Origin of the sequence: Escherichia sp. WS3227_2 (assembly GCF_046486495.1) — a bacterium.
Classification (GTDB): Bacteria; Pseudomonadota; Gammaproteobacteria; order Enterobacterales; family Enterobacteriaceae; genus Escherichia; species Escherichia coli.
In genome coordinates this window covers 167288-189434 of sequence record NZ_JBJQLG010000011.1, presented here as the reverse complement: position 1 = coordinate 189434, position 22147 = coordinate 167288, and the positions used below count along the sequence as shown (strand labels likewise).

Below are 22147 nucleotides of genomic sequence, written 5' to 3'. Positions count from 1 at the left end.
TGCATGACCAGCCAGGTAATGATTTACAGCGGCAAGTTTTACTTCAAATGAATGTTTCATAAACTGCACCTTCAGATGTCAGATTATGTCCAACATTTGGGGTGCAGTTCATTACGCCGCATCCGGCATGAACAAAGCTCACTTTGTCTGCAATCTGAATCCGGGCCACCATGCCCAGTTTATTCTTTACTGCCAGCCGTAACGACGGCTATAGAACCCTTTCACCAACTGGGTTAACGTCATATACCCTGCCAGAATCGCAACCAGCCACGGGAAATAGCTTAACGGCAGCGCCTGCAGCTGCAGATAACTGGCCAGCGGTGAAAACGGCAATGCGATCCCGACAATCATCACGATCACGGTCATGATCATTAACGGCCACGATGCACAGCTCTGAATAAACGGTACACGACGGGTGCGGATCATATGCACAATCAGCGTTTGCGACAGTAAGCCCACCACAAACCAGCCCGACTGGAACAGCGTTTGCGTTTCCGGCGTGTTGGCATGGAATACCCACCACATCAGGCAAAACGTCAGAATATCGAAGATCGAGCTGATCGGTCCGAAGAAGATCATAAAGCGCCCCAGATCCGCCGGATTCCAACGCTGCGGCTTTTGAATTTGCTCGTCGTCGACGTTATCAAACGGGATCGCCACCTGTGACACATCGTACAGCAGGTTCTGAATAAGCAAGTGTAACGGCAACATCGGCAGGAAGGGCAAGAAAGCACTCGCCACCAGCACGCTGAACACATTACCGAAGTTAGAGCTCGCCGTCATTTTGATGTATTTCAGCATGTTGGCGAAAGTGCGACGTCCCTCAATAACCCCCTCTTCCAGCACCATCAGGCTTTTTTCCAGCAGGATGATATCAGCCGCTTCACGGGCAATATCTACCGCGCCGTCCACAGAAATGCCGATATCCGCAGCACGTAAGGCGGGCGCATCATTAATACCATCGCCCATAAAGCCAACCACATGCCCTTCGCGCTTCAGTAAGGTCACAATGCGTTCTTTATGCATCGGCGTCAGGCGAGCAAACAGCGTGGTGCGCTGTGCGAGATTTGCCAGTTCGTCGTCAGATAGCGTTTCAATATCACTACCAATGACCACCTCTCCCGCGTCCAGCCCCACTTCATGGCACACTTTCGCTGCAACTAACTCACTGTCGCCAGTAAGGATTTTTACGGTAATTCCACTCGATTTTAATGCCTTCAGTGCCGGAGCAGTTGTCTCTTTTGGCGGATCAAGGAAAGCAATATATCCTTCGAGGATCAGGTCGGATTCATCCGCTCGCTGGTAATCTCCTTCACGCGCTGGCAGGTATTTCGTCGCAACCGCAACCACGCGCAGCCCCTGACGATTCAGCGTATCAGTAACCCGCTTAATCTTACGTAGCATGGTGTCATCGAGCGGTACAATCTCGCCATTGTGACGCACTTGCGAACACACATTGAGGATTTCCTGCAATGCGCCTTTGCAAACCAGCTGATGGTGTTCGGTATTTTCTGCCACTACCACCGACATCCGGCGACGCTCGAAATCAAACGGAATCTCATCAATTTTTTGCCAACGGCTGGCCAGCGAACGCGCTGACTCTTCATCCGTACCTTCGAGCACCGCGGTATCAAGCAGGTTTTTAAGTCCGGTCTGGTAATGACTGTTCAACCACGCGCTATGCAGCACGCGTTCGCTGGTTTTACCGGAGATATCGGTATGATTCTCCAGCACAATTTTATCCTGTGTCAGGGTGCCGGTTTTATCAGTGCACAGAATATCCATTGCGCCAAAGTTCTGAATGGCATCCAGATGTTTGACGATCACTTTCTGTTTCGACAGCTTTACTGCGCCGCGCGCCAGCGTCGAGGTAACAATCATCGGCAACATTTCTGGCGTTAAGCCTACCGCGACCGAAAGCGCAAACAGTGCCGCTTCCCACCAGTCACCTTTGGTGTAACCGTTGATAAGCAACACCACCGGAGCCATCACCAGCATAAAGCGAATCAGCAGCATACTGACGCGGCTGATCCCTTGCTGAAAGGCATTCGGCTCGCTTTCCTGCTCACTAACACGCCCCGCCAGTTGACCAAACCAGGTGTTGGCACCTGTAGCAATCACCATTGCTTGTGCCGTGCCGCTCACCACGGTGGTGCCCATAAAACACAGCGTGTCGCACTCCAGCGGATTGCTGTGCTCCGGCTGGCGAGTGGTAGCGGCTTTTTCCACGGGCAGAGACTCACCGGTTAACGACGCCTGAGCGACGAACAGATCCCGCGCCTGCAAGATACGTAAATCTGCCGGGATCATATCCCCTGCCGCCAGTTTTATAATATCGCCGGGCACCAGCTGGTCGATCGGGATCTCCAGCCAGCCATTTTCGCCTTTGTCGTTAATTACGCGCAGCACCGTCGCAGTATTGCTGACCATCGCTTTCAGGGCATCTGCCGCTTTAGTGGAACGTGCTTCCTGAATAAAGTTCAGCAACGTAGAAATAGCGACCATTAGCGCGATAACGCCCGCGGCAAATAAATCTTCCGTGGCGTAAGAAATAGCGCCGAGAATGGTGAGTAAAATATTAAAGGGGTTGCGATAGCAGACCCATAAATGTACCCACCACGGCGACGGTTGTTGTGCGGGTAATTTATTTTCACCATGTTGTTCGCGGGCAGATTCCACTTCCGCCTGATTTAATCCTTCCGGATGGGTGTCGAACGTTTTCCACAATTCTTCTTCGGGCATCACCGCCATTTTCAGGCAATGCGCACTTAAGGACGGCGGGACCGCCGTATTCACTGTCTGCTGCGCGCCAGGCAATGGATCGCGATGAACCAGACGGGAAGGTAAATGGCGAATGAACCGGGTAAAAATTTCTTTAAACATAAGGAGTCCCTCCGCACTGTCTGAAACAGTACAGAAATGTCTTCAGGCGTGGCGAAGCCTTACCTGAAGGTAATAAAGCTGAGCAGGGACGTTAAAACGTCACGGCCTTACGCATCCGGTAACGCCGTGAAAAGACGGGCTTACCGGAAAAGTTTTAATCTCCGTCGAGGGAGAGGCGTGGGATCAGGTTCCATATAACCTCCGGTAAGTGAAAAAAGCGCCGCAAATAATAAGGAGAATCCAATAATATTCGTAGCATCTATGGCGATATAATACCTGCTGGCAACTAAACCAACGATAAACCAGACTTTACCCATTGCTGAATGCACGGGTAAAGTTAGGCTCAAATAATTAAACAACACGTTACGGGACAACAGGATGCAAAATCGGCTGACCATCAAAGACATCGCGCGCTTAAGCGGCGTGGGGAAATCTACGGTTTCCCGGGTGCTGAATAACGAAAGCGGCGTGAGCCAGCGCACGCGCGAGCGTGTTGAAGCAGTGATGAATCAGCATGGATTTTCCCCTTCCCGCTCTGCGCGCGCTATGCGTGGTCAAAGCGATAAAGTGGTCGCCATCATTGTTACCCGTCTGGATTCGTTGTCAGAAAATCTCGCCGTTCAAACCATGCTGCCAGCGTTCTATGAACAAGGTTACGACCCAATCATGATGGAAAGTCAGTTTTCCCCGCAATTAGTTGCCGAACATTTGGGGGTGCTGAAACGGCGTAATATCGACGGCGTAGTGCTGTTCGGTTTTACCGGCATAACAGAAGAAATGTTAGCCCACTGGCAGTCATCGCTGGTTCTGCTGGCGCGTGACGCAAAAGGCTTTGCTTCGGTCTGTTATGACGACGAAGGGGCAATCAAGATCCTGATGCAACGGCTGTATGACCAGGGACATCGTAATATCAGTTATCTCGGCGTGCCGCACAGTGACGTGACGACCGGTAAGCGACGTCACGAAGCCTACCTGGCGTTCTGCAAAGCGCATAAATTGCATCCCGTTGCCGCTCTGCCAGGGCTTGCTATGAAGCAAGGCTATGAGAACGTAGCAAAAGTGATTACGCCTGAAACTACCGCGTTACTGTGCGCAACCGACACGCTGGCACTTGGCGCAAGTAAATACCTGCAAGAGCAACGCATCGACACCTTGCAACTGGCGAGCGTCGGTAATACGCCGTTAATGAAATTCCTCCATCCGGAGATCGTCACCGTAGATCCCGGTTACGCCGAAGCTGGACGCCAGGCGGCCTGCCAGTTGATCGCGCAGGTAACCGGGCGCAGCGAACCGCAACAAATCATCATTCCCGCCACCCTGTCCTGATCGTTTCCTGAACGATAAATTGTGATCTTCGCTGCGTTTCGGGAACGTTCCCGTTTTTAAATTTTTCAGCGCAATATATTCTGCAGCCAACCAAAAATGTCATCTGCCATGGGGCTTTATGATGAGCAAAATAAACCAAACGGATATCGATCGGTTGATTGAACTGGTCGGCGGGCGCGGCAATATTGCGACGGTGAGCCACTGTATTACTCGTCTGCGCTTTGTCCTCAACCAACCGGCCAATGCCAGACCGAAAGAAATTGAGCAACTCCCCATGGTGAAAGGCTGTTTCACCAATGCCGGGCAATTTCAGGTGGTGATTGGCACCAACGTGGGTGATTACTATCAAGCACTGATAGCGTCAACCGGACAGGCGCAGGTTGATAAAGAGCAGGTAAAAAAAGCCGCCCGGCAGAATATGAAATGGCATGAGCAGTTGATCTCTCATTTCGCGGAGATTTTCTTCCCGTTGCTGCCCGCGTTGATTAGCGGCGGTTTGATCCTCGGTTTTCGCAATGTGATCGGCGATTTGCCCATGAGCAACGGTCAAACGCTGGCGCAAATGTACCCTTCCCTGCAAACGATCTACGATTTTCTGTGGTTGATCGGTGAAGCGATCTTCTTCTACCTGCCGGTCGGGATTTGCTGGTCAGCGGTGAAAAAAATGGGCGGCACGCCGATCCTTGGTATCGTGCTTGGCGTAACGCTGGTTTCTCCACAGCTGATGAACGCTTATCTGCTCGGGCAGCAGCTGCCGGAAGTGTGGGACTTTGGCATGTTCAGCATCGCCAAAGTGGGCTATCAGGCGCAGGTGATCCCGGCACTGTTAGCCGGGCTGGCGCTGGGCGTTATTGAAACTCGTCTTAAGCGCATCGTGCCGGATTACCTCTATCTGGTGGTGGTGCCCGTTTGTTCGCTGATCCTCGCGGTGTTCCTCGCCCATGCGCTGATTGGTCCGTTTGGTCGCATGATTGGCGATGGCGTTGCCTTTGCGGTACGTCACCTGATGACCGGCAGCTTTGCTCCGATTGGCGCGGCATTGTTTGGCTTCCTGTACGCCCCGCTGGTGATCACCGGCGTACATCAGACCACGCTTGCTATTGATTTGCAGATGATTCAAAGCATGGGTGGTACGCCAGTGTGGCCGCTGATTGCGCTGTCGAATATCGCTCAGGGTTCCGCCGTGATAGGCATTATCATTTCCAGCCGCAAGCACAATGAACGCGAGATCTCCGTGCCTGCCGCTATCTCCGCCTGGCTTGGAGTCACTGAGCCTGCTATGTACGGCATCAACCTGAAATATCGCTTCCCGATGCTGTGCGCGATGATTGGTTCTGGTCTGGCAGGATTGCTATGCGGCCTGAACGGCGTTATGGCGAATGGCATTGGCGTAGGCGGCCTGCCGGGAATTCTCTCGATTCAACCGAGCTACTGGCAGGTGTTTGCGCTGGCAATGGCTATCGCCATCATCATCCCGATTGTACTCACCTCGTTTATCTATCAGCGGAAATACCGCCTGGGCACGCTGGACATTGTTTAATTTTCTTCGGGGCGCAATTGCGCCCCCTCGCATTTGCAGGAATAACGTAATGACTAATCTTCCCCACTGGTGGCAAAACGGCGTTATCTACCAGATTTATCCAAAGAGTTTTCAGGACACCACGGGTAGCGGCACCGGCGATTTACGTGGCGTTATCCAGCGCCTGGACTATCTGCATAAACTGGGCGTTGATGCCATCTGGCTAACCCCCTTTTATGTCTCTCCCCAGGTCGATAACGGTTACGACGTAGCGAACTATACAGCGATTGATCCCACCTACGGCACGCTGGACGATTTTGACGAACTGGTGACACAGGCAAAATCGCGCGGGATTCGTATCATTCTCGATATGGTGTTTAACCATACCTCTACCCAACATGCCTGGTTTCGCGAGGCGCTGAACAAAGCAAGCCCTTACCGCCAGTTTTATATCTGGCGCGATGGAGAACCAGAAACGCCACCGAACAACTGGCGTTCAAAATTTGGCGGTAGTGCGTGGCGCTGGCATGCGGAAAGCGAACAGTACTATTTGCATCTCTTTGCACCAGAACAGGCGGATCTCAACTGGGAGAATCCAGCGGTACGCGCAGAGCTGAAAAAAGTCTGTGAGTTCTGGGCCGATCGTGGGGTCGACGGGTTGCGCCTGGATGTGGTGAATCTGATCTCCAAAGACCCGCGTTTCCCTGATGACCTGGATGGCGACGGGCGTCGCTTCTACACCGACGGGCCACGAGCACACGAGTTTTTGCACGAGATGAACCGCGATGTGTTTACGCCACGCGGGTTAATGACCGTAGGTGAAATGTCCTCCACCAGCCTTGAGCATTGCCAGCGATACGCGGCACTGACAGGCAGTGAATTGTCGATGACCTTTAATTTTCATCACCTGAAAGTCGATTATCCCGGTGGTGAAAAATGGACGCTGGCTAAACCTGACTTTGTAGCGTTGAAAACATTGTTCCGCCACTGGCAACAAGGAATGCACAACGTGGCATGGAATGCCTTGTTCTGGTGTAACCACGATCAGCCGCGCATTGTTTCTCGCTTTGGTGATGAAGGTGAATACCGCGTGCCTGCGGCAAAAATGCTGGCGATGGTGCTGCATGGCATGCAGGGAACGCCGTATATCTACCAGGGCGAAGAGATTGGCATGACCAACCCGCATTTCACGCGCATTACTGACTATCGCGACGTGGAGAGCCTCAATATGTTTGCCGAGCTGCGCAACGATGGTCGTGATGCCGACGAGTTATTGGCAATCCTCGCCAGTAAATCCCGTGACAACAGTCGCACACCCATGCAATGGACCAACGGCGATAATGCCGGGTTTACGGCTGGCGAACCGTGGATTGGCCTAGGCGATAACTATCAACAAATCAACGTAGAAGCCGCGCTGACCGATGAGTCCTCGGTGTTTTACACCTACCAAAAGTTAATCGCACTGCGTAAGCAAGAAGCCGTTCTGACATGGGGCGATTACCAGGATCTGCTGCCAAACAGCCCTGTATTGTGGTGCTATCGCCGTGAATGGAAGGGGCAAACCTTGTTGGTCATTGCCAACCTTAGCCGTGAGATCCAACCCTGGCAACTAGGGCAAATGCGCGGCAACTGGCAGCTTGTGATGCATAACTACGAAGAAGCCTCACCACAACCCTGCGCCATGACTTTACGGCCTTTTGAGGCTGTCTGGTGGTTACAAAAGTAAATCTTCGCTAAACCCCGGTAATGCCGGTCATTCCGGGGTTTTGTCTGTCAGCATGTTGTTTTTGTTGATTTTTCAACCAGCAAATTCATTAAAAAATTTACATATCGCTGTAGCGCCCGTCATCCGTACGCTCTGCTTTTTACTTTGAGCTACATCAAAAAAAGTTCAAACATCCTTGATGCAAAGCACTATATATAGACTTTAAAATGCGTCCCAACCCAATATGTTGTATTAATCGACTATAATTGCTACTACAGCTCCCCACGAAAAAGGTGCGGCGTTGTGGATAAGCGGATGGCGATTGCGGAAAGCACCGGAAAACGAAACGAAAAAACCGGAAAACGCCTTTCCCAATTTCTGTGGATAACCTGTTCTTAAAAATATGGAGCGATCATGACACCGCATGTGATGAAACGAGACGGCTGCAAAGTGCCGTTTAAATCAGAGCGCATCAAAGAAGCGATTCTGCGTGCAGCTAAAGCAGCGGAAGTCGATGATGCCGATTATTGCGCCACTGTTGCTGCGGTTGTCAGCGAGCAGATGCAGGGCCGCAACCAGGTGGATATCAATGAGATCCAGACCGCAGTTGAAAACCAGCTGATGTCGGGTCCATACAAACAACTGGCTCGTGCTTACATCGAGTACCGTCACGATCGCGACATTGAACGTGAAAAACGCGGCCGCCTGAACCAGGAGATCCGTGGTCTGGTCGAGCAGACCAACTCCTCGTTGCTCAACGAAAACGCCAACAAAGACAGCAAGGTGATTCCAACCCAGCGCGATCTGCTGGCCGGGATCGTGGCTAAACACTATGCACGCCAGCACCTGCTGCCGCGTGACGTGGTGCAGGCACATGAACGTGGTGATATTCACTATCACGATCTCGATTACTCACCGTTCTTCCCGATGTTCAACTGCATGTTGATCGACCTGAAAGGCATGCTGACCCAGGGCTTTAAAATGGGGAACGCCGAGATTGAACCGCCGAAGTCGATCTCTACGGCAACCGCGGTAACTGCGCAGATTATTGCCCAGGTCGCCAGCCATATTTATGGCGGCACCACCATTAACCGTATCGATGAAGTGCTGGCACCGTTTGTCACCGCCAGCTACAACAAACATCGCAAGACCGCAGAAGAGTGGAACATCCCGGACGCCGAAGGCTACGCTAACTCTCGTACCATCAAAGAGTGCTACGATGCCTTCCAGTCGCTGGAGTACGAAGTAAACACCCTGCACACCGCCAACGGTCAAACACCGTTTGTAACCTTTGGTTTTGGTCTGGGCACCAGCTGGGAATCGCGCCTGATTCAGGAATCTATCCTGCGTAATCGTATCGCAGGCCTCGGTAAAAACCGTAAAACTGCGGTGTTCCCGAAACTGGTGTTTGCAATTCGCGATGGTCTGAACCATAAAAAAGGCGATCCGAACTACGACATCAAACAGCTGGCGCTGGAGTGCGCAAGCAAGCGCATGTATCCGGATATCCTGAACTACGATCAGGTAGTGAAAGTCACCGGTTCGTTTAAAACCCCGATGGGCTGCCGCAGCTTCCTCGGCGTGTGGGAAAATGAAAACGGCGAGCAGATCCACGATGGTCGTAACAACCTCGGCGTGATCAGCCTGAACCTGCCGCGTATTGCTCTGGAAGCAAAAGGCGATGAAGCCACCTTCTGGAAGCTGCTGGATGAACGTCTGGTGCTGGCACGTAAAGCGCTGATGACCCGTATCGCTCGTCTCGAAGGCGTGAAAGCGCGCGTGGCCCCGATCCTCTATATGGAAGGTGCTTGTGGCGTGCGTCTCAATGCTGACGATGATGTTTCTGAAATCTTCAAAAACGGTCGTGCGTCTATTTCGCTGGGTTACATCGGCATCCACGAAACCATTAACGCGCTGTTCGGCGGCGAGCATGTTTACGACAACGAGCAGCTTCGCGCGAAAGGTATCGCAATTGTTGAACGTCTGCGTCAGGCAGTGGATCAGTGGAAAGAAGAAACGGGTTACGGTTTCAGTCTCTACAGCACGCCAAGTGAAAACCTGTGCGACCGCTTCTGCCGTCTCGATACCGCTGAGTTTGGCGTGGTGCCGGGCGTGACCGATAAAGGTTACTACACCAACAGTTTCCACCTCGATGTGGAGAAGAAGGTGAACCCATACGACAAGATCGACTTTGAAGCGCCTTACCCGCCGCTGGCGAACGGTGGTTTCATTTGCTACGGCGAGTATCCAAACATTCAGCACAACCTGAAGGCGCTGGAAGATGTCTGGGATTACAGCTATCAGCATGTACCGTATTACGGCACCAATACGCCGATCGATGAGTGCTACGAGTGTGGCTTTACCGGTGAGTTCGAGTGCACTAGTAAAGGCTTCACTTGTCCGAAATGTGGTAACCATGACACCTCCCGTGTATCGGTGACTCGCCGCGTGTGCGGATATTTAGGTAGCCCGGATGCACGTCCGTTTAACGCTGGTAAGCAGGAAGAAGTTAAGCGCCGCGTTAAACATTTGGGAAATGGGCAGATAGGTTAATCTTCACTCTGCGCTAAGCAAATGCCGGATGCGGCGTAAACGCCTTATCCGGCCTACATTTGGCAACGGCTCCAGGCCTGATAAGACGCGACAGCGTCGCATCAGGCGTTGATTACCGGATGCAGCCTACACGCGGACTGATAAGCCAGGCGAAATAATGAATTATCATCAGTACTATCCTGTCGACATCGTCAACGGCCCCGGCACTCGCTGCACCCTGTTTGTCTCCGGGTGTGTTCATGAATGCCCCGGTTGCTATAACAAAAGCACCTGGCGGGTAAATTCCGGTCAGCCATTTACCAAAGCAATGGAAGACCAGATCATTAACGATCTGAATGACACTCGCATCAAACGCCAGGGTATTTCCCTCTCCGGCGGCGATCCGCTGCATCCGCAAAACGTGCCGGATATTCTGAAACTGGTACAACGAATCCGCGCCGAATGTCCGGGTAAAGACATTTGGGTGTGGACAGGCTATAAACTCGACGAACTCAACGCTGCGCAAATGCAGGTTGTTGATTTGATTAACGTACTGGTCGACGGCAAATTTGTGCAGGATTTAAAAGACCCTTCCCTGATCTGGCGCGGCAGCAGCAATCAGGTGGTGCATCATTTGCGTTAGTCACTCATCCAGCCGTTTAGTCGCGTCTTCATAAACGGCTGAGTTCTCTCTCTTACCAATAGCTATCACCAACACGAGCAACTCTTTATCGTTAACCTGATAAACCAGGCGATATCCCTGTGTGCGCAGCTTAATTTTGTAGCAGTCCGGTAAATCCCGCAGTTTAGCCGATGGATTGCGCGGCCTTTTCAGCACATCCTCAAGCTTTTTTTTAAATTGTTCCCGGACTGTCACGCCCAGTTTTTGCCACTCTTTCAGCGCCCGCGGATCAAACGCCAGCTCATAGTTCATCCAGTCGGACCTTAATGGCCTCTTGTGGGTTGGCCAGTCGTTCCCTGACAGTGCGTAACAAGGCTTCTTCACTATCACTGACAGTGAGCGTTTTTACCGGCATTCGTCCATTTTCCGCAACGTACTGAAACAGCAGTCGCACTGCTTCAGTAGGCGTGATATTTAATTTTTCCAGCACCGCATAAGCCTCATTTTTCAGTTTGTCATCCAGGCGGACGTTAAGTGTGGCCATTATGCCTCCGGTAATTATGAAAAGTGTAATGCATTATAGCATTACATATGCATTACATTCATTTCTGGAAAACGCCTCGCAAAAATGAGGACGACACGCAGGAATATGCCGTGGTGAAGATAGATATTGCGGTGATTTTACGAAGGGAGAAGAAAGCGTTGGGCGGTAACGTTTCACCGCCCAATAAGGAATTAACGATACTTCTGGTGATAGGCGTTGCGGGTCGTTTTCAGTTGCTCTGCGGCAGCCTGCGCTTCTTTTACTTTACCTTCATTTGCCAGCTTCAGCGCGTCGTCAATCTGACCGACCAGAATATCGAAACCGTGGCGGAAGTCTTTCATTTCCGGGCTGTCCGGTGATTTGCCTTCGAGCTTCGGCGGCGTCGCTTTTTGCGCATCCAGCGCTGCGGCGCGCATCTTCGTTAACGCGTCTTTGACTTGCGCCGCGTTATCGGCTTTTTCGACCACTTTTAAATTGTCGTTGAGGGTTTCCATATTGTCTTCAAGATCAGCGGCAAACGACGCCGAACTGAATACCAACGAGGAGACTGCAAGAATAGCTAACAGGCTTTTACGCATTGCTCACTTCCTTTTTTATTTACACTTCATCCTTCACACTGCCTCATCGACGGCTACGCTCATTCGCCCGAGTCACGTACTGCGAGTACGCTCCCCGGCCCTCATTCACTTTCCGTCTCGATGCAGTGCGAATGATTTTGTGTAATTTTTTAGTTTATAGCGCGGCAGGTCGCGCCAGTTTTTTTACTGCCCGGCGATTTTCATCTCCGGCAACAGCACAGAACCACACTGTATATTACTGCGTGTTTCAATATCGTTACCGACGGTGACAATATTGCGCCACATATCTTTCAAATTACCTGCGATGGTGATTTCACTAACAGGATACTGAATTTCGCCATTCTCTACCCAGAAGCCCGCTGCACCACGGGAATAATCACCGGTAATGGCACTCACGCCCTGGCCCATCAGCTCCGTCACCACCAGCCCGGTACCCATCTCTTTGAGCATTTGTTCGAAGCTTAGCCCTTGTCCGGCAATCCGCCAGTTGTGAATACCGCCTGCGTGTCCAGTGCTTTTCAGCCCCAGTTTCCGCGCCGAGTAGCTGGTCAGCAGCCACTGAGTCAGAATGCCATCTTTAATAATATCGCGACGCTCGGTGCGCACACCTTCGCTGTCGAATGGCGTAGAGGCCAGCCCTTTCAGCAGATGCGGATGCTCTTCAATGGTCAGCCAGTCCGGCAGAATTTGTTTACCCAGCGAATCCAGCAGGAAGGTAGATTTACGGTAAACCGATCCACCCGCTATCGCCCCCACCAGATGCCCAAAAAGCCCGGTTGCCACTTCATTGGCAAAAATGACCGGCGCTTTCATGGTGGAGAGTTTACGCGGTGACAGGCGCGATAAAGTACGGCGAGCACAGTCGGCCCCAACCCACTCTGGCGTTTGCAGATCGCTCATCGCACGACCAATGGTGTAGGCGTAATCACGCTCCATATCGCCATTTTCTTCAGCAATTACACAGCTGGAGAGCGAATGACGCGTAGAGCAGTAACCCTGCAACATGCCGTGGCTGTTGCCGAAAACTTTGACACCGTAGTGGCTGTTAAAGCTGCCGCCTTCGGTATTGGTGATGCGTTTGTCCGCCTGCAATGCCGCCTGTTCTGCGCGGGCCGCCAGTTCAATGGCTTCATCCGGGGAAACTTCCGCAGGGTGGAACAAGTCGAGATCCGGTGCGTCAAAGGCCAGCAGCTCTTTGTCTGCCACGCCGGCACAGGGATCTGGCGAGGTATAACGGGCAATATCCAGTGCCGCCTGTACGGTGCGGGCAATGGCCTGCGGGCTTAAATCGGTAGACGATGCGCTACCTTTGCGGTTCTGGTGATAAACAGTGATCCCCAACGCGCCATCGCTATTGAATTCAACATTCTCCACTTCACCATAACGCGTGCTTACGCTAATGCCGGTGGTCTTGCTGACGGCAACTTCCGCACCGTCCGATTTGCCTGAGGCCAACTCCAGCGCAGTGGAAACTGCTTCTTCCAGAATCTTGCGCTGCGCTTCAACTTGAGAGATTACTTTCATTGCAAGTGCCATAATGTAGAGAGTTTCTCTGAAGTCTAACAGAGAACCGTTTTTCAGTGCGCATCTTAACTGGTAACATTAGCCTCTTTTTTTAAGGAGCCTGAGATGACTAAGCAGCCCGAAGACTGGCTCGACGACGTTCCCGGTGATGACATCGAAGACGAAGGCGATGAAATTATCTGGGTCAGTAAAAGTGAAATTAAACGCGATGCCGAAGAGCTAAAACGCCTTGGCGCGGAAATTGTTGATCTGGGGAAAAACGCGCTGGATAAGATCCCGTTAGATGCGGATCTGCGCGCGGCTATTGAGCTCGCCCAGCGTATTAAGATGGAAGGTCGCCGCCGCCAGTTGCAGCTCATCGGTAAGATGCTGCGCCAGCGCGATGTTGAACCGATCCGTCAGGCGCTGGATAAGCTGAAAAACCGTCACAACCAGCAGGTGGTACTGTTCCATAAACTGGAAAACCTGCGCGATCGTCTGATCGACCAGGGTGATGACGCCATCGCTGAAGTATTAAATCTGTGGCCCGATGCCGATCGTCAGCAACTGCGAACTCTGATCCGCAACGCGAAGAAAGAGAAAGAAGGGAATAAGCCGCCGAAATCCGCACGCCAGATTTTCCAGTATCTGCGCGAGTTAGCGGAGAACGAAGGGTAATTTTCGTTGTTGATGTGAGTATGGTTTGCCGGATACGGTGCACCTGTAGGCCTGATAAGACGCATCAAGCGTCGCATCAGGCACTATGCTCAAATGCCGGATGCGGCGTAAACGCTTTATCCGGCATACACACACATGCAAGGCTTCAGAATTACTGCGCGGCTTCCGCTTTCTTCGCCAGTCCATCCAGCAGTTTCTGATGGATCCCACCAAAACCGCCATTGCTCATCACCAGAATATGGTCGCCAGGCTGAGCGGTTTTCACCACCATATCTGCCAGCGTATCCACATCGCCGCTCCAGTGTGCAGGCTGAACGCAGGCTTCTGCCACTTCTGCCACCTGCCACGGAATATGCGCCGGTTGCAGCAGGAAGACTTCATCGGCACGACCTAATGAAGGTGCCAGATCGTCTTTGCAGATCCCCATTTTCATGGTATTCGAGCGCGGTTCCAGCACAGCAATAATGCGCGCCGTACCACCAACTTTGCCACGCAGCGCCGCCAGCGTTGCCAGAATCGCCGTCGGGTGATGGGCAAAATCGTCATATACCGTGACGCCATTCGCTTCACCACGCAACTCCAGACGGCGACGAGCATTAATAAACGAACCCAGCGCGTTAGCGGCATCTGCCGGCGCTACACCAACATGGCGAGCCGCCGCAATCGCCATCAGGCCATTGTGCATATTATGTTCGCCTACCAGCGACCATTTCACTTCACCCACTTTTTCGCCATCCAGCAAGACTTCCCATTCAGAAGCGTCAGTGGTCAGCTTTTTCGCCTGCCAGTGACCTTGCTCGCCCACCAGCTCCTGCTCGCTCCAACAGCCCATCGCCATGGTCTGTTTCAGGTTGATGTCGTTTTCCGGCCAGATAATACGGCCCTGCCCCGGAACGATACGCACCAGATGGTGGAACTGTTTCTGGATCGCTTTCAGGTCGTCAAAGATATCGGCGTGATCGAACTCAAGGTTGTTGAGGATCAGCGTACGCGGGCAGTAATGGACAAATTTAGAGCGTTTGTCGAAGAAGGCGCAGTCGTACTCATCCGCTTCGATAACAAAGAAGTCGCTTTCGCCCAGACGCGCCGAGACCTCAAAGTTCCCCGGCACACCGCCGATCACAAATCCTGGTTTGTAACCGCACTGTTCCAGAATCCAGGTCGCCATTCCCGCTGTAGTCGTTTTACCGTGTGTACCGGCGACGGCCAGCACCCAACGGTCACGCAGCACAAAATCGTGCAGCCACTGCGGACCTGACATATAAGGGATGTTTTTTTCCAGTACCGCTTCCACACACGGATTTCCACGGGTCATGGCGTTGCCAATAATCACCAGATCCGGCTGCGGGTCGAGCTGGCTGGCATCGTAACCCTGAATCAGTTCAATGCCTTGCTTCTCAAGTAAGGTGCTCATCGGCGGATACACATTGGCGTCCGAACCCGTTACTTCATGGCCTAACTGGCGCGCCAGCATCGCCAGACCGCCCATAAACGTGCCACAAATTCCTAAAATATGAATGCGCATACGTCACTATCCTTTTTTAATCTGCCGCTCATTTTACGCATATGTCGGGCAAGTGAGAAACGCATTTCAGGATAATCCGCAATTTGCTGGCGCGATTCACCTGAGCGCAACATTGAGATTATTTGTTAAGATTGTTGCGGTCGCTTTACTCCATAAACATTGCAGGGAAAGTTTTATGAAAACGTTAGGTGAATTTATTGTCGAAAAGCAGCACGAGTTTTCTCATGCTACCGGTGAGCTCACTGCTTTGCTGTCGGCAATAAAACTGGGCGCCAAGATTATCCATCGCGATATCAACAAAGCAGGACTGGTTGATATCCTGGGTGCCAGCGGTGCTGAGAACGTGCAGGGCGAGGTTCAGCAGAAACTCGACTTGTTCGCTAATGAAAAACTGAAAGCCGCACTGAAAGCACGCGATATCGTTGCAGGCATTGCCTCTGAAGAAGAAGATGAGATTGTCGTCTTTGAAGGCTGTGAACACGCAAAATACGTGGTGCTGATGGACCCCCTGGATGGCTCGTCCAACATCGATGTTAACGTCTCTGTCGGTACCATTTTCTCCATCTACCGCCGCGTTACGCCTGTTGGCACGCCGGTAACGGAAGAAGATTTCCTCCAGCCTGGTAACAAACAGGTTGCGGCAGGTTACGTGGTATACGGCTCCTCTACCATGCTGGTTTACACCACCGGATGCGGTGTTCACGCCTTTACTTACGATCCTTCACTCGGCGTTTTCTGCCTGTGCCAGGAACGGATGCGCTTCCCGGAGAAAGGCAAAACCTACTCCATCAACGAAGGAAACTACATTAAGTTTCCGAACGGGGTGAAGAAATACATTAAATTCTGCCAGGAAGAAGATAAGTCCACCAATCGCCCGTATACCTCGCGTTATATCGGCTCACTGGTTGCGGATTTCCACCGTAACCTGCTGAAAGGTGGGATTTATCTCTACCCAAGCACCGCCAGCCACCCGGACGGTAAACTGCGTTTACTGTATGAGTGCAACCCGATGGCATTCCTGGCGGAACAAGCGGGCGGTAAAGCGAGCGATGGCAAAGAGCGTATTCTGGATATCATCCCGGAAACCCTGCACCAGCGCCGTTCGTTCTTTGTCGGCAACGACCATATGGTTGAAGATGTCGAACGCTTTATCCGTGAGTTCCCGGACGCGTAATCCCCTGCGCCTCTCCACACGGAGAGGCGTTTTTATCGCTGCGCAATGTTGACTCTTGTCACTGGCGAACTCTGACGATTCTCCCACAGCACTGTTAATCCACGCTGTAATGCTATAAAAATAAACAACAAAATGCCGATGGCGATTTTCGTCCACCAGGAACTCAGCGTACCGTCAAAGTTGATATATGTCTGAATCAGTCCCTGAATCGCCACACCAAATAGCGTTCCCAGCACCGTTCCTACCCCACCACTTAACAACGTACCGCCAATCACCACCGACGCGATGGCGTCCAGTTCCACACCTACGCCCGCCAGCGCATATCCGGCCTGGGTATAAATCGAGAAGACAATCCCCGCCAGCGTTGCCAGTCCGGTGGAAAGCATATAAATGCGAATAGTGGTGCTGCGAGTGGAAATCCCCATCAGGTTCGCCGACGTTGCGTTGCCGCCAATGGCGTATACCTGATTACCAAAACGGGTACGATGCGCGAGGAATATGCCGATAACCACCACCGCCAACATCAGCAGCCCCATCGCACTTAAGCGACCGCCGCCAGGGATTTTCCATGCAAGGCTTGAGAGCGTGTCATAAACAGGATGATTTATCGGGATCGACTCTTCCGAAACGAGATAGCTGACGCCACGCAAAAAGAACATTCCTGCCAGAGTAATGATAAACGCCGGGATCTTCAGGGCGTCGATCAAAAGCCCCATAAATGCGCCAAAGGCACAGCCCATCACCAGCACCAGTGGAAACGCCAGCAGCGGCGAGAGGCCGAAATCGCCAATCACTTTTGCCAGAAACACGCCGGTAAAGGCGATCACCGAACCGACGGAGAGATCGATCCCACCGGAGAGGATCACAAAGGTCATGCCAACGGCGATGATCCCCAGAAAAGCGTTATCGGTCAGGATATTGCAGATCACTCTTGTGGAAGCAAAACCGGGAAACTGCGTCAGACAGTAGAGATAACCCAGCACAAAGACGCCGATGGTGATCATAAGCGGTAGGTTACGTTTTATCACGGCTACGCACTCCTTTAATCAGACTGATAAAGCGTTGCGACTGAACAATCAGCACGCAAAGCACCACTACCGCTTTCACCACCTGGTTCATCTCTGGCGGAAAGCCCGAAAGCAAAATTCCGGTGTTCATCCCCTGAATAATCAGCGCCCCTACCACTGAGAGCAGCAGGTTAAAACGCCCGCCCATCAGCGATCCGCCGCCAATCACCACCGCAAGAATGGCGTCCAGCTCCAGCCATAATCCGGCGTTGTTGGCATCGGCACCGCGAATATCCGCCGCCACGATAATGCCCGCAATCGCCGCACACAGCCCGCTCAACACGTAGGTAAGCATGACGATGATTCGTGTGTTGACTCCGGCATTTTTTGCCGCCCGAATGTTGATACCAACGGCTTCGATAAACATCCCCAGTGCCGTTTTGCGGGTCAACAGCCAGAACAGGAGAAGCGTCAGTACCGCAATAATGACTGGTGTTGGCAGGAACACCAGCGATCCGCTGCCAAACCATGAGAGATCCGGCGAGTTAAACGTGACGATCTGTCCGGAGGTGATCAGTTGCGCCACGCCGCGCCCGGCGACCATCAGGATCAGGGTGGCAACAAACGGCTGAATTTTGAGGATCGCTACCAGTATGCCGTTCCACAATCCCGCCAGGATGCCAGTGCCCAGGGCGCTTAACAAAACAATCGGCAGGCTGAATCCCGCGACCGTCATCGCAGCCGTTGTGGCTCCGGCGATAGCCATCACCGCCCCTACGGAGAGATCAATCCCACCAGTGGCGATAACCAGCGTCATGCCAATCGCCAGTAGCGCAACGGGGGCCGCACGGTTAAGAATGTCGATAGGGCTACCGAACAAACGCCCATCCTGAAGCACCACCTGCCAGAAATGCGGGGCCACCAGGCTATCGACCAGCAGCACCAGCAATAGTGCTACCAGCTGCGGCATTCCTGTTGGCCAGCGAAAGCGCCTTTTCGGCGGCGTAGTGTCCGGGAGAGATTGAGGCATCACACTGTTCTCCTTACGCCGCAATGGCGTTCATGATCGCCGGAACGGAAAGCTCTGCCAGCGGGATCTCCGCTACCTGTTTGCGATCGCGCATGATAATCACCCGGTCGGCATAGCCCACCAGCTCTTCCAGCTCGGAGGAGATCACCAGCAGCGCCAGTCCATCGGCGCACAGCGTTTCAATCAGGCGGATGATCTCGGCGTGGGCACCAACATCAATTCCGCGCGTTGGCTCGTCGAGGATCAGAAATTGCGGTCGGGTCAGTAGCCAACGTGAAAGCAACACTTTTTGCTGATTGCCGCCGGAGAGAAATTCAATCGGTTGTTCGGTGGAAGGTGTGCGAATGCCAAGCTGGCGGATAAAGCGTTCGGCAATCTCTTGCTGCTCTTTGCGGGAAATTGGTCGCAGCCAGCCGCGCTGGGCCTGGAGAGCGAGGATGATATTTTCCCGCACCGAGGCGGCGGCGATAATGCCATCGGTTTTCCTGTCTTCCGGGCAGAAGCCAATGCCAAGAACCGAAGCCTGATGTGGCGAGCGTAGCGTTTGCGCTTTGCCTTTGATCAACGCCGTGCCGCTATCAGCAGGTTTGATACCGAAGATCACTTCGGCAGTTTCGGTACGTCCGGATCCCAGCAAGCCTGCCAGGCCAACGATCTCGCCGGGGCGTACTTCGAGATCAAACGGTGCGATCGTTCCTTTTTTGCCGTAATTTTTGAATGCGGCAACGGGTTTGTCGCTCAGCAATGTTCGTCCGGCACGCTGTAGCGCGTGGGTGTCCAGCTCGCGCCCCAGCATCATTTTTACCAGTTCGATCTGCGGTAGCTCGCGGGTTTCCCGACAGCCTACGAAACTGCCGTTGCGTAAGACGGTGATCCGATCGCTGACCTGATAGACCTGATCGAGAAAGTGAGTAACGAAGATCAGGCTGACGCCGCGATCGCGCAACTGACGCATCAGGCCAAACAGTAACTCTACTTCCTGAGTGTCGAGGCTGGCGGTGGGTTCATCGAGGATCAGCACTTTGGCGGAGAGATCGATGGCCCGGCAAATGGCGACGATTTGCTGCATCGCGACTGAAAAGCGGTTGAGCGGTTCGCGCACGTCGAGGGAGAAACCGTAAGATGCCATCAGTTCGGTGGCGCGCTTTTCCATCTCTTTACGTCGTAGAAGGCCGAAACGTTTGGGTTCGCGACCTATAAAGAGATTATCAGCGACCGACATATTGGGTAGCAGGTTGACTTCCTGATAGACGGTGCCGATGCCGAGTTGTTGTGCATGGGCGGTATTTTTCGGTGAGATAGTCTGGCCTTCCAGCCAGATGGTGCCACGATCGGCGTGGTAGACACCGGTTAATGCTTTGATTAGCGTTGATTTTCCCGCTCCGTTTTCACCGAGCAGCGCCATGATTTCGCCACAGCGCAGGCTGAAATTAACGTTATCTAACGCTTTGACGCCGGGGAAAAATTTACTTAATCCTTCGGTGCGGAGGATTTCCTGGTGTTGGTTAATATTCATAGTTTCCCCCGTTGTAAAGCGTGCGCCAGATAAGACACAACAGCGTCGCATCAGGCATCTCGCACAACCGCCGGATGCGGCGTGAATGCCTTATCCGGCGGCCCACAAGTCGGCATTAGGCATTGATGCCCCTCAATACCCCATGTTTTTCTTCTTCTCTAACTCTTCTTTTGCGGTATTAGGCAGGTAAAGGGTGGACTTGGTCAGGGTCAGCTTTTCAGGCATGGTGCCGTCTTTTTTATATTTCTCCAGCGCATCAAAAGCGGGGCCTGCCATGTTCGGCGTCAATTCAACACTGGCGTTCGCTTCGCCATCAATCATCGCTTTGTAGATGTCCGGCACACCGTCGATAGAGCCTGTCAGGATATCTTTGCCCGGTTTCAGGCCCGCTTCTTTAATTGCCTGAATTGCACCAATCACCATGTCATCGTTATGGGCGTAAACCATGCAGATGTTTTTGCCGTTGTTTTCCGCTTTGATAAAGCTCTCCATCACTTCTTTGCCTTTGCTGCGGGTGAAGTCACCTGACTGCGAGCGGATAATTTTGATATTTGGCGCATTCTTAATGGCTTCGGCAAAGCCTTTCTTACGGTCAATGGCGACGCTGGCCCCAACGGTGCCCTGCAGCTCCACCACGTTGCATGGTTTGCCATTCACTTCTTTTACCAGCCAGTCACCAATCAACTTGCCTTCGAGGATGTTGTCGGCGGTGACAGTGGTCATATAGAGAGATTTGTCTTTCACATCGATGGAACGGTCAAGCAAGAAGACCGGGATTTCGGCATCTTTCGCCTCTTTTAATACCGGCTCCCAACCGGTCGCTACCACTGGAGCGATAAAGATCGCATCCACCCCTTGCGCGACGAAGGAACGTACCGCTTTAATCTGGTTTTCCTGCTTTTGCTGACCATCGGCAATTTTCAACGTAATTCCGCGCTTTTCGGCTTCACTTTTCGCCACATTGGTTTCTGCGGCGCGCCAGCCGGATTCCGATCCGACCTGCGAAAATCCAACGGTTAATGGAGCGGCCAACGCCATAGACGACATGGCTGCCGAGACTGCAGAGACTACAAGTAAGCGTTTCCACATAGGGTTGTCCTCGTCGGGGTAATTATTATTGGTGAAAAGATGTTCGCGAAAAAACTATAGACAATTCGTTATGTAACGGATTGCGTTACATCACACTTCAAAAAAGTAAATAAAACGTTAATCACAAGTTTGTAATCGCTTTCATCTCACTATGAAAAATGCGGCTACGGTTATGGATTTTCCTGCTCTTTAAACCATCTTAAAACTGGCTAAAAAGGAAAATGAAGAAGAAAACAAGCGAAGACATTCGGCGCGAGTTGGCTATAATACTCGGCACTTGTTTGCCACATATTTTTAAAGGAAACAGACATGAGCTTACTCAACGTCCCTGCGGGTAAAGATCTGCCGGAAGACATCTACGTTGTTATTGAGATCCCGGCTAACGCAGATCCGATCAAATACGAAATCGACAAAGAGAGCGGCGCACTGTTCGTTGACCGCTTCATGTCCACCGCGATGTTCTATCCGTGCAACTACGGTTACATCAACCACACCCTGTCTCTGGACGGTGACCCGGTTGACGTACTGGTCCCGACTCCGTACCCGCTGCAGCCGGGTTCTGTGATCCGTTGCCGTCCTGTTGGCGTTCTGAAAATGACCGACGAAGCCGGTGAAGATGCGAAACTGGTTGCGGTTCCGCACAGCAAGCTGAGCAAAGAATACGATCACATTAAAGACGTTAACGATCTGCCTGAACTGCTGAAAGCACAGATCGCTCACTTCTTCGAGCACTACAAAGACCTCGAAAAAGGCAAGTGGGTGAAAGTTGAAGGCTGGGAAAACGCAGAAGCCGCTAAAGCTGAAATCGTTGCCTCCTTCGAGCGCGCAAAGAATAAATAAGTTCTTCTAGCGTAATAACCCTGAACGCCGGGCTTCGGTTAGTAGGGGTTTTTTATGCCCGCGATAAATAAACACA

General features: G+C 52.4%; 18 protein-coding genes and 1 pseudogene. 8 read left to right on the top strand and 11 right to left on the bottom strand.

The window, feature by feature from the left end; genetic code table 11:
• Positions 1–186: 186 nt before the first annotated feature.
• Complete coding sequence (gene mgtA / locus ACJHXB_RS17030) at positions 187–2883, bottom strand: magnesium-translocating P-type ATPase (protein WP_000471851.1); 2697 nt, start codon at positions 2881–2883, stop codon at positions 187–189.
• Positions 2884–3023: 140 nt separating this feature from the next.
• Positions 3024–3077, bottom strand: a complete 54-nt coding sequence (gene mgtL / locus ACJHXB_RS17025; RefSeq protein ID WP_001387276.1) for a mgtA regulatory leader peptide MgtL — start codon at positions 3075–3077, stop codon at positions 3024–3026.
• 181 nt (positions 3078–3258) lie between these two features.
• Between mgtL and treR the strand changes: the two are divergent.
• From treR to nrdG, 5 genes and pseudogenes are all read left to right on the top strand, one after another.
• Positions 3259–4209: pseudogene (gene treR, locus ACJHXB_RS17020) on the top strand (trehalose operon repressor TreR); the annotation flags it as partial.
• A gap of 118 nt (positions 4210–4327) precedes the next feature.
• Positions 4328–5749, top strand: coding sequence for a PTS trehalose transporter subunit IIBC (gene treB, locus ACJHXB_RS17015; RefSeq protein ID WP_001299664.1), 1422 nt, complete (start codon positions 4328–4330; stop codon positions 5747–5749).
• A 49-nt stretch (positions 5750–5798) separates the two neighbouring features.
• Positions 5799–7454, top strand: coding sequence for an alpha,alpha-phosphotrehalase (gene treC / locus ACJHXB_RS17010; protein ID WP_001392998.1), 1656 nt, complete (start codon positions 5799–5801; stop codon positions 7452–7454).
• A 393-nt stretch (positions 7455–7847) separates the two neighbouring features.
• Positions 7848–9986, top strand: a complete 2139-nt coding sequence (gene nrdD / locus ACJHXB_RS17005) for an anaerobic ribonucleoside-triphosphate reductase (RefSeq protein WP_000187799.1) — start codon at positions 7848–7850, stop codon at positions 9984–9986.
• Positions 9987–10143: 157 nt separating this feature from the next.
• Positions 10144–10608 (top strand): anaerobic ribonucleoside-triphosphate reductase-activating protein, encoded by a 465-nt coding sequence (nrdG, locus tag ACJHXB_RS17000; RefSeq protein WP_001106233.1) that lies wholly within the window; start codon positions 10144–10146, stop codon positions 10606–10608.
• Here nrdG and ACJHXB_RS16995 read toward each other — a convergent pair whose 3' ends face one another.
• The 4 genes from ACJHXB_RS16995 to pmbA form a co-directional block, all read right to left on the bottom strand.
• Positions 10609–10899 (bottom strand): type II toxin-antitoxin system RelE family toxin, encoded by a 291-nt coding sequence (locus ACJHXB_RS16995; RefSeq protein ID WP_001105433.1) that lies wholly within the window; start codon positions 10897–10899, stop codon positions 10609–10611.
• On the bottom strand, positions 10889–11131 hold the full coding sequence (locus ACJHXB_RS16990) for a type II toxin-antitoxin system RelB/DinJ family antitoxin (protein WP_000212715.1): 243 nt from the start codon (positions 11129–11131) through the stop codon (positions 10889–10891). The genes ACJHXB_RS16995 and ACJHXB_RS16990 overlap by 11 nt, the downstream gene beginning before the upstream one ends.
• 191 nt (positions 11132–11322) lie before the next feature.
• Positions 11323–11709 (bottom strand): cytochrome b562, encoded by a 387-nt coding sequence (cybC, locus tag ACJHXB_RS16985; RefSeq protein ID WP_001232246.1) that lies wholly within the window; start codon positions 11707–11709, stop codon positions 11323–11325.
• Positions 11710–11892: 183 nt separating this feature from the next.
• Positions 11893–13245: a metalloprotease PmbA gene (pmbA, locus tag ACJHXB_RS16980; RefSeq protein ID WP_001162171.1), complete on the bottom strand. Its 1353-nt coding sequence runs from the start codon at positions 13243–13245 to the stop codon at positions 11893–11895.
• A gap of 93 nt (positions 13246–13338) precedes the next feature.
• Between pmbA and yjgA the strand changes: the two genes are divergently transcribed.
• Positions 13339–13890, top strand: a complete 552-nt coding sequence (gene yjgA, locus ACJHXB_RS16975) for a ribosome biogenesis factor YjgA (RefSeq protein ID WP_000166295.1) — start codon at positions 13339–13341, stop codon at positions 13888–13890.
• A 151-nt stretch (positions 13891–14041) separates the two neighbouring features.
• Here the strand turns inward: yjgA and mpl are convergent, their stop codons facing one another.
• The gene (gene mpl / locus ACJHXB_RS16970) at positions 14042–15415 is read right to left on the bottom strand and encodes a UDP-N-acetylmuramate:L-alanyl-gamma-D-glutamyl-meso-diaminopimelate ligase (RefSeq protein WP_001219792.1); all 1374 of its coding nucleotides are present in this window, start codon (positions 15413–15415) and stop codon (positions 14042–14044) included.
• Between the two features lie 175 nt (positions 15416–15590).
• On the opposite strand from mpl, the gene fbp reads away from it, so the two are divergent.
• On the top strand, positions 15591–16589 hold the full coding sequence (gene fbp / locus ACJHXB_RS16965) for a class 1 fructose-bisphosphatase (protein WP_000853753.1): 999 nt from the start codon (positions 15591–15593) through the stop codon (positions 16587–16589).
• 32 nt (positions 16590–16621) lie between these two features.
• Here the strand turns inward: fbp and yjfF are convergent, their stop codons facing one another.
• The 4 genes from yjfF to ytfQ all read right to left on the bottom strand — a co-directional run bounded on the left by yjfF (position 16622) and on the right by ytfQ (position 21231).
• A complete protein-coding gene (yjfF, locus tag ACJHXB_RS16960; protein ID WP_000596021.1) occupies positions 16622–17617 on the bottom strand; it encodes a galactofuranose ABC transporter, permease protein YjfF in 996 nt (331 codons plus the stop codon).
• Positions 17604–18626 carry a galactofuranose ABC transporter, ATP-binding protein YtfT gene (gene ytfT / locus ACJHXB_RS16955; RefSeq protein WP_001468884.1) on the bottom strand — a complete coding sequence of 341 codons (1023 nt, stop codon included), beginning with the start codon at positions 18624–18626 and terminating at the stop codon, positions 17604–17606. The genes yjfF and ytfT overlap by 14 nt, the downstream gene beginning before the upstream one ends.
• A 13-nt stretch (positions 18627–18639) precedes the next feature.
• Positions 18640–20142 carry a galactofuranose ABC transporter, ATP-binding protein YtfR gene (ytfR, locus tag ACJHXB_RS16950; RefSeq protein ID WP_001024741.1) on the bottom strand — a complete coding sequence of 501 codons (1503 nt, stop codon included), beginning with the start codon at positions 20140–20142 and terminating at the stop codon, positions 18640–18642.
• Positions 20143–20274: 132 nt separating this feature from the next.
• Complete coding sequence (ytfQ, locus tag ACJHXB_RS16945; RefSeq protein ID WP_000265935.1) at positions 20275–21231, bottom strand: galactofuranose ABC transporter substrate-binding protein YtfQ; 957 nt, start codon at positions 21229–21231, stop codon at positions 20275–20277.
• 309 nt (positions 21232–21540) lie between these two features.
• On the opposite strand from ytfQ, the gene ppa reads away from it, so the two are divergent.
• Positions 21541–22071, top strand: coding sequence for an inorganic diphosphatase (gene ppa, locus ACJHXB_RS16940; RefSeq protein ID WP_000055075.1), 531 nt, complete (start codon positions 21541–21543; stop codon positions 22069–22071).
• The last annotated feature ends 76 nt before the right edge of the window (positions 22072–22147 follow it).